Raw genomic sequence first — 13,504 nt, 5'->3', positions numbered from 1 at the left:
TCCTGAAATGAATATCGATTGGTGGCGGACTTCAGTTGCCGCTCAGTTGCCATTCCCGTTGCGCAGCTCGGGAAAATCCTCTTCCCAGTACTCTCCAGGCAGCCGCGCGGGTTCTGCCGTGCGCTCCAGTTCGCGCCGCCTCAGTTCCACGCGGCGGATCTTGCCGGAGATCGTCTTCGGCAGATCGCTGAATTGCAAGCGGCGAATGCGCTTGTACGGCGCGAGTTTTTCGCGCGAAAAGCGAAACACGTCGCGCGCCAGCTCGGGCCCCGCCTCGAAGCCCTGACGCACGGTGACGAACGCCTTCGGCACGGAAAGACGCAGCGGGTCGTTGCTCGGCACGACGGCCGCTTCGGCGATCGCTTCGTGTTCGATCAGCACGCTCTCTAGCTCGAACGGACTCAGCCGGTAGTCCGACGACTTGAACACATCGTCCGAGCGTCCGACGTAGACCAGATAACCATCGTCGCGCCGCATCGCGACATCGGACGTGTGGTAGTAGCCGTTGCGCATCGCGTGCTCAGTGGCCTTCGCGTTGTTCGCGTAGCCCGTCATCAGGCCGAGCGGACGCTCATTCGGCGTGCCACTGAGCGGCAAGGCGATTTCGCCTTCCGTCACGGGATGATCGTCGGCATCGACGAGCTCGACGCGATAGCCGGGCAACGGTCGCCCCATCGATCCCGGAACGACGGGCTGCCCCGGCGGATTGCCGATCTGGCAGGTGGTTTCCGTTTGCCCGTAGCCGTCGCGGATCATGATGTTCCAGGCATGGCGCACGCGCTCGATGATCTCCGGGTTCAACGGCTCGCCCGCGCCGACGATCTCGCGCAGCTTGACGGGATACGATGCGAGCGGCTCCTGCACGAGCATGCGCCACACGGTGGGCGGCGCGCACAGTGTCGTGACGTTGCAGCGCACGAGCACGTCGAGCGTTTCCTTCGGCACGAAGCGCGCGAAGTTGAACACGAACACGCACGCCTGCGCATTCCACGGCGCGAAGAAGCAGCTCCACGCATGCTTCGCCCAGCCCGGCGAACTGATGTTCCAGTGAATGTCGCCCGGTTGCAGGCCGATCCAGTACATCGTCGACAGATGGCCGACGGGATAGCTCTGATGCGTGTGCTCGACGAGCTTCGGCTTCGAGGTCGTGCCCGACGTGAAGTACAGCAGCATCGGATCGGCCGCGCGCGTGACACCGTCGGGCGTGAAGGAAGGCGATGCGTCGTACGCGCCGGCGATATCCGTCCAGCCGTCGCGCGGCGCGCCGACCGAGATGCGCGCGAGCTTCGCGTCGAGCGCGTCGAACTTGCCCGTCTCCGCGCTATCGACCACGACGAAATTCGCGCCGCCGATCTGCACTCGATCGCGCACGTCGTCGGACGACAGTTGCGTGGTGGCGGGCAGCACGATTGCGCCGAGCTTCATGGATGCAAGCATCACGTCCCATAGCTCGGCGCGGTTCGGCAGCATCAGCAGCAGACGGTCGCCGCGCGTGACGCCCAGACCGCGCAGAAAATTGGCCATTCGCGACGAGCGCTCAGACATCTGCGCATACGAGAGCTTGAGGCCCTCCTGCGTCGGATCGTCGACGATCCACAGCGCCGGATTGTCGTTGCCGCTCGCGACGACGTCGAAATAATCGAGCGCCCAGTTGAACTCTCCGAGCTCCGGCCATCGGAATTCGCTGTACGCGCGCTGATAGTCCGTGCGGTGGCGCAACAAGAAGTCGCGCGCGTCGAAAAAGCCTTGGGCTGCCGTCATTGTCGTCTCCATCATTGTCGTCGGGAGTTGGCGCTTCAGCTGTCTGCTGGAGTCAGCGCGTTAGCACTTGCTCCAGCGCCCCATGCAGAGCACTTGCGCCCGTCCGATGCAAAGCTGGTCGTCGGCGCGGATGCGCTGTATGGGCGGTTTATTCTGCGCTCAAACGTGCCGCGCGATAACCATTCTTTGTACTTCGCTAGTGCCTTCGTAGATCTGCGTGATGCGGGCGTCGCGGTAATGCCGCTCGACGGCGTAGTCTTCGAGGTAGCCGTAGCCGCCGTGAATCTGGATCGCCTTCGAGCACACCTCTTCGGCCACTTCCGACGCGTACAGCTTCGCCTGCGACGCCTCCGACAGACACGGCCGGCCCGCGCTCCTCAGCCGCGCCGCGTGATGCACGAGCAGGCGCGCGGCGTTCAGGCGCGTGGCCATGTCGGCGAGCATGTTAGCGATGGTCTGATGCTCCTTCAGCGCCTTGCCGAACTGGATGCGCTCGTTCGCATACGCGCGGGCGGCGTCGAACGCCGCGCGCGCAATGCCGATCGCTTGCGCCGCGATGCCGATGCGTCCGCCCTCCAGATTCGACAGCGCAATGCGCAGTCCCTCTCCCGGCGCGCCGAGCAGGTTCGCTTCGGGGACGGCGCAATCGTCGAGCGAGATCGGGCACGTGTCGGACGCGCGAATGCCGAGCTTGCTCTCCGGACGGCCGACGTTGAAGCCCGGCGTATCCGTCGGCACGATGAAGCCCGAGATGCCGCGCTTGCCCGCATCGGGATCGGTGACGGCGAACACAATCGCGATGCCGGCGCGCGAGCCGTTCGTCACGAACTGCTTGCTGCCGTTGAGCACCCACTGTCCGTCGTGCAGCACGGCGCGCGTGCGGATGTTGTTCGCTTCGCTGCCCGCGTGCGGCTCGGTCAGGCAGAACGCGCCGATGCGCTTGCCCATCGCAAGATCGGCGAGATAGCGGTCTTTCTGCGCGTCGGTGCCGAAGTTGAGGATCGGGCCACAGCCGACCGAGTTGTGCACGCTCATCAGCGTCGCGCAGGCCGCGCAGCCGGCCGCGATCTCTTCGAGCGCGAGCGCATAGGCGATGTAGTCGGTATAGGAGCCGCCCAATTCGGCCGGCACGATCATGCCGAGAAAGCCGAGCTCGCCCATCTGCGTGACGACGTCGGCGGGCAACTGGCCGTCGCGGTCCCATTGCGCCGCATTGGGCGCGAGGCGCTCGACCGAAAAGTCGCGCGCCGCGTCGCGGATCATCCGTTGTTCGTCGGTGTAGAACTCGTCCATGTATGCCGCCTTGCGTCTCCGTGTGCTTCTCTGTGTTCCTTGTTGCGCCTGCTTAATGGCTCTTGCGGCGCGATCGTCGGGACCCAGTGTAGGCGTGGCGCGAGCGCGATTCGATGCCGCGTCCGATCAATCTGCGTGAGCGCATTTGCCATATCCGAACATCGGCTGCGGCCTTGATGCGGCAAAATGACGGTTTTCGCGTCCGTTCCCAATGATCGAAGTGAGCGGATTTGCAAGATGCGTCCCACAGCAGCCCCGAAAAGCACGCCTCCCAAAGTACGCAAGGACCCGCGACGGAATGAAAGCAGAAAGAGGCACGATCTCCGTGAGCCTCGTCGAAGAGACGCTGGCGCTCGCTCGCGCAGGCGGCCTCGACGTGCAGCCGCTCGTCGAGGCGGCAGGCATCGCGCCGCAGATGCTCGCGAGCGCGAAGAGCCGCGTGACGCCGGCGCAGTACGGCGCGCTGTGGGCCAACATTGCCCGCGCGCTCGACGATGAGTTCTTCGGCCAGGACACGCACGCAATGAAAAGCGGCAGCTTCATCGCGATGACGCAAACGGCGCTGACGGCCCGCAACGGCGGCCAGGCGCTCACGCGGGCCGTCGGCTTCATTCGGCTCGTGCTCGACGACCTGTCCGTGCAGATCAGCCGGCGCGACGACCGCGTGCGCCTCGCGTTCGTTCATCGCGACGGCGCGCCGCGGCCGGCCATGTTTGCGTATGCAACGTACTTCATCCTCGTCTACGGCCTCGTGTGCTGGCTGGTCGGACGGCGCATCCCGCTGATCGAAGCGCGCTTTCGCTGCACGGAGCCGCCCGCCGCGCACGAATACCGTCTGATGTTCTGCGACGACCTCGCGTTCGAACACAGCGAGTCGTATGTCGATCTCGCGCCGGACTTCGTCGAACTGCCCGTCGTCCAGACGGCGAAGTCCGTCAAGCCGTTCCTGCGCGACGCGCCCGCGAGCTTCATCATCAAGTACCGCAATCCAGGCTCGCTCGCGGCGCGCGTGCGCAAGACGCTGCGCGCGCTGCCGATGTCCGCGTGGCCGGGCTCGGGCGAGATGGCGCAGCGGCTGAATGTCGCCGAGGCGACGATGCGGCGGCATCTGAAGCAGGAAGGCTATACGTATCAGTCGATCAAGGACGACCTGCGGCGCGACATCGCGATTTCGGCGTTGCAGCGCGGCGGGCAGCCGATCGCCGAGATCGCCGCGACGCTCGGGTTTGCGGAGCCGAGCGCGTTTCATCGCGCGTTCCGCAAGTGGACGGGGATGCGGCCAGCCGACTACCGCGCGGCGAACGCGCTCGCCCAGGCCGCGAACGCGGGTATGTCCCGTCGGGCGGAACGGGCGGAATCCGACTAAGCTTAAGACAGGCCAGCCCTTTCAGGCCGGGGCGCCGCGCGACATACGTCGCGGCGCGACGGCCGCCGACAATGAGAACGTACCGGCTTCTCCCGTCCCGGCAAGCGGGTCCACGGCGCGCGCCGATCCGCGCGCGCCTCGCGCAAGGCACGGCGTGCGGCGCCTCGATGGCGGCCGCCGCATGCGCAGCATTGGCTTTCGGCCCAAGCGTCGCATCGCGTTTTGCCTGTTTCGTTGGCTGCCGCATTACGCACATTACAGATTGCATCGCCCGTCGCGCTGCCCGTCGCATGTGCAGCACGCTGGCGCGCCGGATCGCCCTGCTCGCGCTCGCGTTCTGCGCCGCCGCATCGCTGCTCGTCCGGCCGGCTGACGCCGCGCAAGCGGCCGTCACGCCCGGCAGCGTGTTCGTGATTCCCGTCGCGGGCGCGATCGGCCCCGCGACCGCCGACTTCATCGTGCGCGGCCTTTCCCGCGCCGCCGACGACCACGCGCAACTCGCGATCCTGCAACTCGACACGCCAGGCGGCCTCGATACGTCGATGCGGCAGATCATCAAGGCGATCCTGGCTTCGCCCGTGCCCGTCGCGACGTATATCGCGCCGGGCGGCGCGCGCGCCGCGAGCGCGGGCACCTATATCACGTATGCGAGCCACATCGCGGCGATGGCGCCGGGCACCAATCTCGGCGCGGCGTCGCCGGTGCAGTTGGGGATCGGCGGACAGGAAGCGCCGAAGCCGGGACAGGCGCCCGCCATGCCGGGCGAAAAGCCCGCTTCCGGCGCGAGCGCCGCGAGCGAGAGCGCCGCGTCGGGCGCGCTCGCGCTCGACAGTCAGTCGACGGAACTGCGCAAGCAGCTTCACGACGCCGAAGCTTATATCCGCGGGCTCGCGCAACTGCGCGGCCGCAACGTCGAATGGGCCGAGCGCGCGGTGCGCGAAGCGGTAAGCCTGTCGGCGCACGACGCGCTCGACCAGAAAGTGGTCGACATCATCGCGCGCGACATCCCCGATCTGATGAGGCAGGTGGACGGCCGCACCTACGAGACGTCCGCGGGCGCGAAGCGCCTGTCGACGGCTCATGCGCCCATCGTCACGCTCCAGCCTGACTGGCGCAGCCGCTTCCTCGCCGTCATCACCGATCCGAACGTGGCCTTGATCTTGCTGATGATCGGCATGTATGGCCTCTTCTTCGAGTTCTCGAATCCGGGCTTCGTGCTGCCCGGCGTCGCGGGCGCCATCAGCCTGCTGCTGGGACTGTTCGCGCTGCAACTGTTGCCCGTCAACTACGTCGGCCTGAGCCTGATCTTCCTCGGCCTCGCGTTCCTGATCGCCGAGGCGTTTCTGCCGACGTTCGGCACGCTCGGCTTCGGCGGCATCATCGCGTTCGTGATCGGCGCGCTGATGCTGATCGACACCGACCTGCCCGGCTACGGCATTCCGCTGCCGATGATCGCCGCCGTCGTCGTGTTCAGCGTGCTCTTCATCTTCGGCGTCTCGGGGATGGTGCTGCGCGCGCGGCAGCGGCCCGTCGTGACGGGCGCCGAGGCGATCATCGGCAGCGTGGGCGTGGTGCTCGACGATGGCCTCGTCGCCGTCAGCGAAACGGACGCGAAGACGGAATCGTCACGGGACAGCCTGTTGCACGGCGAGCCCGAGCGCGTCGGCTGGGCGCGCGTGCACGGCGAACGCTGGCGCGTGAGCAGCACCGCGCCGCTTGCGGCGGGCAACGCCGTACGCGTCACGGGGCGGCGCGGCCTCACGCTCACTGTCGTCCCCGCTGGCGATATCCCTCAACAGCAATCGTCTCGCATGGGACCCGGGTAAGTGCTCTGCATGGGACTGGAGCAAGTGCTCAAGCGCCAACTCCAGCCGACAGACCGAGCGCCCACTGTGATCGACAAAAAGGAGAACGCACATGATCGGTTTCACCTTCGGCTTCGGCAGCATCCTGATCCTGCTGGCAATCGTGCTGATTGCCTCGTCGGTACGCATCTTTCGCGAGTACGAACGCGGCGTCGTGTTCATGCTCGGACGCTTCTGGAAGGTCAAGGGTCCGGGCCTCGTGCTGATCATTCCCGTCGTGCAGCAGGTCGTGCGCATGGATCTGCGCACCGTCGTGTTCGACGTGCCGCCGCAAGACGTGATCACGCGCGACAACGTGTCGGTCAAGGTGAATGCCGTCGTGTACTTTCGCGTCGTCGATCCGGAGCGCGCGGTGATCCAGGTCGCGCGCTACTTCGAGGCGACCAGCCAGCTATCGCAGACCACGCTGCGCGCGGTGCTCGGCAAGCACGATCTCGACGAGCTGCTGTCCGAGCGCGAGCAGCTGAACACCGACATCCAGCGCGTGCTCGACGCGCAGACGGATGCGTGGGGCATCAAGGTATCGAACGTCGAGATCAAGCACGTCGATATCAACGAGACGATGATCCGCGCGATTGCGCGCCAGGCGGAAGCCGAGCGCGAGCGGCGCGCGAAGGTCATCCATGCCGAAGGCGAGCTGCAGGCATCGCAGAAATTGCTGCAGGCCGCACAGATGCTCGCGCAACAACCGCAGGCGATGCAGCTGCGCTACCTGCAGACGCTGACGACCATCGCCGCCGACAAGAATTCGACCATCGTGTTTCCGCTGCCCGTCGATCTGTTGACGGCCGTGCTCGACCGGATGGGCAAGCCATCCCATTGACTCAACGCATGCAACGGTTCATTTCACTTGAGAAACTTACCTATCGGGGATGCAGAACCTAAAATAAACAGGTCATCCTAACTTTTCAGGCCCCTGCCATGAAGCTGATTCCTCGTATGGTTCTGGGTGCGCTCGTCGGCGCGGTATGCGTGTCGTCTGCGTTCGCGCAGACATCGCGTGTCTATGACCAGAACAAGCCCAAGACGCGCGCTGAAGTCAAAGCCGATCTGATCGAATGGCGCAATGCCGGCTACGATCCGCTCGACTGGATCAACTATCCGTCCAATGCGATCGCGGCGGGACGCATCGTCGCGCAACGCCGTGCACAGGCACAGGGCGTGCAGCAGTAAATACAGCAGTAGCACACGACAACCGGGCGGCATGCGTGGCGCGTCTTCGACGACGCACGCCACGCATTGCGTCAGCAACGTCGCTTTCGTCGATGTCACGATGCCAAATGCCCGACGCGGCATTCCGTGGACGTCCATTCCCCATCCTTCCCTGCTGCGGTTCCCCTTGTAATCCGACCTGATGCGCCGCGTCAGGTATCATCACGCCCCTTCGCTACAGATAATCACGTTTGAGCACCGCAGGCCGTGAGGCGGACCGGGGCCGGCACGTCGCACGCGCACGCGCACCGCCGCGAGTGTTGCATACGCTCAACGCGTAAGCGCTGCCAATGCGGCAATGGCGGACCAATCGTGATTAAATCCGCCCGTGGCGCCGCGACGGCCTCAATGCGCCGGTGACGCTCGCCCAGGCGCCGCCGTTGCCGGCGCACGATGCCGTCGCGCGGCTCAAAGAGCATGAAAAGAAGCGCAAATCGAAGCGGTACAACAAGCAGTTACGAACGACATTTCACACGACGAGAGACTCGGCTCATGGACTCCGTAAAACGGTATTTCGGCTTTGACGAAGCAGGCACGAACCTGCGCGTGGAAGTGCTGGCAGGCATCACCACGTTCCTCACAATGGCCTACATCATCTTCGTCAATCCGGCGATCCTCGGCGACGCGGGCATGCCGAAGGACTCCGTGTTCGTCGCGACCTGCCTCGTAGCGGCACTCGCGTCGCTGATCATGGGCCTCTATGCGAACTACCCGATTGCCTGCGCGCCCGGCATGGGTCTCAATGCGTACTTTGCGTATACGGTGGTCAAGGGCCTGGGCTTCTCGTGGCAGGCCGCGCTCGGCGCCGTGTTCATCTCGGGGTGCCTGTTCCTGATCGTCACGCTGTTCCGGGTGCGCGAAGTGATCGTCACGGGCATTCCGCATTCGATCCGCATCGCGATCACGGGTGGCATCGGTCTCTTTCTCGCGATCATTTCGCTGAAGACGGCGGGCATCGTGACGGGCAATCCGGCGACGCTCGTCACGCTCGGCAACCTGCACGATGCGCACGTCGTGCTCGCGATCGTCGGCTTCTTCGCGATCGTCACGCTCGACCATCTGCGCGTGCGCGGCTCGATTCTGATCGGCATCGTCGGCGTGACGATCCTGAGCTTCTTCTTCGGCGGCAACGAGTTTCACGGCGTCGTATCGAGGCCGCCGTCGATCTCGCCGACGCTCTTCCAGCTCGACATCAAGGCCGCGCTGTCGACGGGCGTGCTCAACGTGATTCTTGTGTTCTTCCTCGTCGAGCTGTTCGACGCGACGGGCACGCTGATGGGTGTTGCGAATCGCGCGGGCCTGCTCGTGCACGGCAAGATGCACCGGCTGAACCGCGCGCTGATGGCGGACAGCGCGGCCATCCTTGCGGGCTCGATGCTCGGTACGTCGTCGACGACGGCTTACATCGAAAGCGCGTCGGGCGTGCAGGCGGGCGGCCGCACGGGCGTGACGGCGATCACGGTCGCCGTGCTGTTCCTGCTGGCGCTCTTCTTCGCGCCGATCGCGGGCGTCGTGCCCGGTTACGCGACGGCGCCGGCGCTGCTCTATGTGTCGTGTCTGATGCTGCGCGAAATGATCAACCTGCCCTGGGACGACGCGACGGAAGTCGTGCCCGCCGTGCTCACCGCGTTGCTGATGCCGTTCACGTACTCGATTGCGAACGGCGTCGCGTTCGGCTTCATTTCGTATGCGGGGCTCAAGCTGCTGACGGGTCAGGCGCGTCAGGTGAAGCTCGTTGTGTGGATTATCGCGGCTGTGTTTTTGTTCCGGTTTTTTTATCTGGGATCGGAATAGGCGCTTGCAGCGAGCTTTTGTCTGCGACGCTTTGGGTTTTTGCCTTTGTCGCTGGCGTCCGTGAATGCGGTGGTTCGCTTTGCCCTTATCGCGGGCATCCGCGATTGCGTGGCTATTTTTCAGCGTGCCGCTAGCATCCGCGATTGCGCCTCGCGGCGCGGCGTTGCCCCTGTGCGGGGCGGCACTTGCCGTTGTTTGCAACGGCTTTTGTTTTGGTGTCTTTGCCCTTATCGCTGGCATCCTCAATGCGCCTCGCGGCGCGGGCGTTGCCCCTGTGCGGGGCGGCACCTACTCTTCTTTGCCGCGGCAAAGAAGAGTAGGCAGAAGAAAGCCGCTCACACCGCCAGTGCTTGACGCTTACCCACGGGCTCTCAACGTCCCCGTGTTTCGTGCGGCAGCGTGCTGGCCAATGCGCGTTGCCAACGCACTACCTGAACGCCTCACCCGCTTCATGCACGTGTGCCATGACCAAGGGTATCGAATGTTACACCGCATGTCGGTAGTGAATATCGGTTGCTGTGTGGTACAGGGCAACGTCCTCACTATGCGGCGTATCGCGTAGCGACGGTGTCCTGCGCGGCGCGAATGCCTACACACAGTTTGCCGCAAAGGGGCGCAGAAATATTCGATGTCGCGGGCGGCGACACGGGTGCATGAAGCGGGTGAGGCGTTTGATCAGCGCGTTGGCAACGCGCATGAGATAGCACGCTGCCGCGCGAAGGATGGGGACGTTGAGAGCCCGTGGGTAAAGGTCAAGCACTGGCGGTGTGAGCGGCTTTCTTTTGCCTACTTTTCTTTGCCGCGGCAAAGAAAAGTAGGTGCCGCCCCGCACAGGGGCAACGCCCGCGCCGCGAGGCGCATCGCGGATGCCCGCGATAAGGGCAAAAAGGACACAGCGTCGCAGACGAAAAACAAAAAGGCCCGCAGCGCAGCTGCCTCAATTCCGCCAGTTCGCTTCGTAAAAGCGAACATACCCGCTACGCAACACGACACACTGCGCGCCCGTCTCGGACAACAAACGCCGCGTGGCCGCTTCGATGCGCTCGCGGTGTGTCGAGAACGCGCCGATCATGTCCTCGATACGAGGCGATGCCGCGCCGAAATGGTCTTCGAGCGCCTCGGCGGTAATCATGCATTCCACCCTTTGCCCATCGACCATAGCCGGAAACGCCAGAGTCAGCTCGCGCCCCGAGTACTCAGGAGCTTCTTTCGGGAAAATGATCTGCATGGGACACCTTGGATGGACGACACCGACGAGGGCCGCGCATGCCCTGTTCAAGCCTCCGTTATGGATCGCAGCGCGGGCTGTCAATCAGAAACGCACGCCGTCATCGCGCGCGCCTCAGTTGATTTCAACACTGTAGACGACCTGCGGCCGCCCGCAAGTTTTGTTGCGCCACACGCCAGCATGGCGCCGCCATGCGCCCCGAACCGGCATTTGACCGGCCCGGCGGCACGCTCGATAGGCTCTGCGAACCAAGGGAAAATCCCTGCGCAAAAACCCTGTGCAATGTGGCGCTGCAGCGTAAATACGCGCTAATACTGGCTCGGCAGATGATGATGGTGTTCGTGCGGCCCGCTGTCGTCAGCGGGATGATCGGGCGGTGTCTTGCCCGGCAGATCGCGCGGCCACAGCGTGAGCATCGTGACGCAACCGACGATGCCGATCGCAATCGCGATCACGCCCGTCCAGACTTCGCGATCCAGGTAGTACAGCGAACCATGGATCGACAACCCGATGCCGCCTAGCGCGACGAAGATCGCAAGCGTGGCGAGGACGACTCTCAGCTCCATGCGCACCATGACGTTCTCCTCGAACTGGCGCTGGCCAGGGCGATCGTTGATGGCCCCAGTGCGGCACGCGGCGCGAACGCATGCCATTTACGATCATTGCACTTCTGCGCAGGAAGGCAAGCGAAACACGCGCCGTGCGTCCTCCTGTAAGATGAACCGGCATGCGTCGGCGCGCATGCGCGCTCGCAGCAGTTGCGCCGATACTGCATACGCAGTGCTGCATCGCGCAACACATCGCCGCTCGCGCAGTTGCATCGAGCTCGCGCAAGCGCCGCGCCCGTCAGCGCGAAAGCACGGCGTACAAAGACGCGCACAACAACGGAGACAATCAGTGACCCAACGTTCCGTCACGCCGCCCGCCGCAGGCCGCGCCGACGTGATCGCGCAAGCTCACGCGCGCTCGCGCGAGTTCGGCCTGCGCGCTTCCGAGGCACCCGACTTTCATCCGCTGGAGCGGCTCGCGCTGCGCGATCTCGTCGAATGCAACCGCTCGCTGTATGCGCACGCGCTGCCCGTGATGGAAACGCTGCACGCGCAGATCGTCGATACCCAAAGCATGGTGCTGCTCACCGACAGCAACGGCGTGATCCTGCACAGTCTCGGCGACAGCGATTTCGTCGAGAAGGCGAATCGCGTCGCGTTGTGCCCGGGCGTGTCGTGGGCGGAAGCGGATCGCGGCACGAACGCGATCGGCACGGCGCTCGCCGACGCCCAGCCGACCGTCGTCCACGGAGGCGAACATTTTCTGCAGGCGAACCGCATCCTGACCTGCTCGTGCGCGCCCATTGCCGATCCGTATGGCCGCACGATCGGCGCGCTCGACGTCAGCGGCGACACGCGTGGCTTTCACAAGCACACGCTCGCGCTCGTGCGGATGTCGGCGCAGATCATCGAGAACCATCTGTTCGCGAACCAGTTCGCCGAAGCCGTGCGCGTGCGCTTTCATGCACGCAGCGAATTCATCGGCACGCTGTTCGAAGGGCTCGCCGCGTTCGGCGCCGACGGCACGCTGCTGTCCGCGAACCGCAGCGCGTTGTTCCAGTTCGGGCGGCCGCTCGATGCACTGCTCGCGCAACCTTTCGAGGCGCTGTTCGGCACGGCCTTTCCGGCCGCGCTGCAACAGGCGTCGCGCGCGCCGGGCGAGTGCCTGACGCTCGTGCTGCCAAGCGGCGTGCGCGTGGTGGCGCGAGCCGAATACGCAGCGCGTCCCGTGTTTTCCGCCGATACGCGAAGCCAGCGGACGGCCGCGCAGACATCGGCCGCATCGCACGCGGCCAGGACGCGCGCCGCCGCCACCACGTTTGCCACACTGGACACAGGCGACGCGCAGATGGCCGCGGTGCTCCAGCGCGTCGCGAAGGTGCGCGGCCGCGACATTCCACTGCTCGTGCTCGGCAGGACAGGGACGGGCAAGGAGTGGCTCGCGCGCGCAATGCACGAGGAGTCGCCGCGCCGCGATGCGCCGTTCGTCGCCGTCAACTGTGCGTCGCTGCCCGACACGCTGATCGAAGCGGAACTGTTCGGCTACGAGGACGGCGCGTTCACGGGCGCGAAAAAGCGCGGCAGCGCCGGCAAGATCGTGCAGGCCGACGGCGGCACGCTCTTTCTCGATGAAATCGGCGACATGCCGCTCGCGCAGCAGGTGCGCCTCATGCGCGTGCTTCAGGAGCGCTCCGTCGTGCCGTTGGGCGGCACGCGCGCGATTCCCGTCGACGTGCGCATCGTCTGCGCGACGCACCGCAATCTGCGCGCGATGATCGAAGAAGGCACTTTCCGCGAGGACCTGTATTACCGGATCAACGGTCTCGTCGTCACCTTGCCCGCGCTCGCCGCACGCAGCGATCTGCCCGTGCTCGTCGAGCGGATTCTCGCGCGGCTGCGCAGCGAGGAACCCGACAGCGCGCGGATGCCGGCGCGCGTGTCGGCCGACGTGCTCGCGATCTTCACGCGCTGCCGCTGGCCGGGCAATCTGCGGCAACTCGCAAACGTGTTGCGCACGGCCGTCATCATGGCCGAGGGCGCGGACGAGATTGGCGTCGAGGATCTGCCCGACGACTTCCTGCACGACTGCGAGCCAGAACGGCACGAAGTACCCGAATGCAGCGAGCCTTCACATGCGGATGCCGCGCCCGTCGCGGATTCGCCTGCCCCGCCGCGCCCCGCGCGCATGGAAGATTGGCAAGCGACGCTGATCGAGCAGACGCTTGCACGCAACAACGGCAACATCTCGGCAGCGGCGCGCGAACTCGGGCTCGCGCGCAACACGGTATATCGCTACATGCGGATGCGTAGGACGCATTGACGCGCGGACGGCATCGCCTCTCGTTGTTTGCGGATAGGCAGGGGCGCGTTGCCGCTTGCCGCTTGCCGCTTGCCCCTTGCCGCTTGCCCCTTGCCCCTTGCCCCTTGCCCCTTGCCC

Annotated in this window: 10 protein-coding genes; 6 read left to right on the top strand and 4 right to left on the bottom strand. The window is 65.2% G+C overall.

The window, feature by feature from the left end:
* Positions 1-42 precede the first annotated feature (42 nt).
* Entirely contained in the window at positions 43-1,761 is a 1,719-nt protein-coding gene (locus AB4Y32_RS06670; RefSeq protein ID WP_368720575.1) for an AMP-binding protein, read from the bottom strand.
* Positions 1,762-1,920: 159 nt separating this feature from the next.
* Entirely contained in the window at positions 1,921-3,054 is a 1,134-nt protein-coding gene (locus tag AB4Y32_RS06665; protein WP_368720574.1) for an acyl-CoA dehydrogenase family protein, read from the bottom strand.
* A gap of 298 nt (positions 3,055-3,352) precedes the next feature.
* On the opposite strand from AB4Y32_RS06665, the gene AB4Y32_RS06660 reads away from it, so the two are divergent.
* From AB4Y32_RS06660 to AB4Y32_RS06640, 5 genes are all read left to right on the top strand, one after another.
* On the top strand, positions 3,353-4,420 hold the full coding sequence (locus tag AB4Y32_RS06660; protein ID WP_368720573.1) for an AraC family transcriptional regulator: 1,068 nt from the start codon (positions 3,353-3,355) through the stop codon (positions 4,418-4,420).
* Positions 4,421-4,491: 71 nt separating this feature from the next.
* Complete coding sequence (locus AB4Y32_RS06655) at positions 4,492-6,246, top strand: NfeD family protein (RefSeq protein ID WP_439899757.1); 1,755 nt, start codon at positions 4,492-4,494, stop codon at positions 6,244-6,246.
* Positions 6,247-6,337: 91 nt separating this feature from the next.
* Positions 6,338-7,108: a slipin family protein gene (locus tag AB4Y32_RS06650; RefSeq protein ID WP_087740074.1), complete on the top strand. Its 771-nt coding sequence runs from the start codon at positions 6,338-6,340 to the stop codon at positions 7,106-7,108.
* A 98-nt stretch (positions 7,109-7,206) separates the two neighbouring features.
* The gene (locus AB4Y32_RS06645; protein WP_368720571.1) at positions 7,207-7,458 is read left to right on the top strand and encodes a DUF4148 domain-containing protein; all 252 of its coding nucleotides are present in this window, start codon (positions 7,207-7,209) and stop codon (positions 7,456-7,458) included.
* 531 nt (positions 7,459-7,989) lie between these two features.
* On the top strand, positions 7,990-9,291 hold the full coding sequence (locus tag AB4Y32_RS06640; RefSeq protein WP_368720570.1) for an NCS2 family permease: 1,302 nt from the start codon (positions 7,990-7,992) through the stop codon (positions 9,289-9,291).
* A gap of 937 nt (positions 9,292-10,228) precedes the next feature.
* On the opposite strand, the gene AB4Y32_RS06635 is transcribed toward AB4Y32_RS06640, so the two are convergent.
* Both AB4Y32_RS06635 and AB4Y32_RS06630 read right to left on the bottom strand, forming a co-directional pair.
* Positions 10,229-10,519, bottom strand: a complete 291-nt coding sequence (locus AB4Y32_RS06635) for a DUF1488 domain-containing protein (RefSeq protein WP_087739302.1) — start codon at positions 10,517-10,519, stop codon at positions 10,229-10,231.
* A gap of 308 nt (positions 10,520-10,827) precedes the next feature.
* Complete coding sequence (locus tag AB4Y32_RS06630; RefSeq protein WP_368720569.1) at positions 10,828-11,172, bottom strand: DUF2964 domain-containing protein; 345 nt, start codon at positions 11,170-11,172, stop codon at positions 10,828-10,830.
* 244 nt (positions 11,173-11,416) lie between these two features.
* On the opposite strand from AB4Y32_RS06630, the gene AB4Y32_RS06625 reads away from it, so the two are divergent.
* Positions 11,417-13,387 carry a sigma-54-dependent Fis family transcriptional regulator gene (locus AB4Y32_RS06625; protein ID WP_368720568.1) on the top strand — a complete coding sequence of 657 codons (1,971 nt, stop codon included), beginning with the start codon at positions 11,417-11,419 and terminating at the stop codon, positions 13,385-13,387.
* Positions 13,388-13,504 lie beyond the last annotated feature (117 nt).

It is taken from the genome of Paraburkholderia phymatum, from assembly GCF_040965635.1.
In the GTDB taxonomy this organism is placed as follows: domain Bacteria; phylum Pseudomonadota; class Gammaproteobacteria; order Burkholderiales; family Burkholderiaceae; genus Paraburkholderia; species Paraburkholderia phymatum_B.
The sequence above is the reverse complement of the archived record's forward strand: the minus strand, read 5'-3'. Positions and strand labels throughout refer to the sequence as shown.

Excerpts from the sequence above, each read along its gene's own strand:
- AB4Y32_RS06670 (WP_368720575.1), bottom strand. The coding sequence starts at position 1,761 with ATGACGGCAGCCCAAGGCTTTTTCGACGCGCGCGACTTCTTGTTGCGC.
- AB4Y32_RS06665 (WP_368720574.1), bottom strand. The coding sequence starts at position 3,054 with ATGGACGAGTTCTACACCGACGAACAACGGATGATCCGCGACGCGGCG.
- AB4Y32_RS06660 (WP_368720573.1), top strand. The coding sequence starts at position 3,353 with ATGAAAGCAGAAAGAGGCACGATCTCCGTGAGCCTCGTCGAAGAGACG.
- AB4Y32_RS06655 (WP_439899757.1), top strand. The coding sequence starts at position 4,492 with ATGAGAACGTACCGGCTTCTCCCGTCCCGGCAAGCGGGTCCACGGCGC.
- AB4Y32_RS06650 (WP_087740074.1), top strand. The coding sequence starts at position 6,338 with ATGATCGGTTTCACCTTCGGCTTCGGCAGCATCCTGATCCTGCTGGCA.
- AB4Y32_RS06645 (WP_368720571.1), top strand. The coding sequence starts at position 7,207 with ATGAAGCTGATTCCTCGTATGGTTCTGGGTGCGCTCGTCGGCGCGGTA.
- AB4Y32_RS06640 (WP_368720570.1), top strand. The coding sequence starts at position 7,990 with ATGGACTCCGTAAAACGGTATTTCGGCTTTGACGAAGCAGGCACGAAC.
- AB4Y32_RS06635 (WP_087739302.1), bottom strand. The coding sequence starts at position 10,519 with ATGCAGATCATTTTCCCGAAAGAAGCTCCTGAGTACTCGGGGCGCGAG.
- AB4Y32_RS06630 (WP_368720569.1), bottom strand. The coding sequence starts at position 11,172 with ATGGCATGCGTTCGCGCCGCGTGCCGCACTGGGGCCATCAACGATCGC.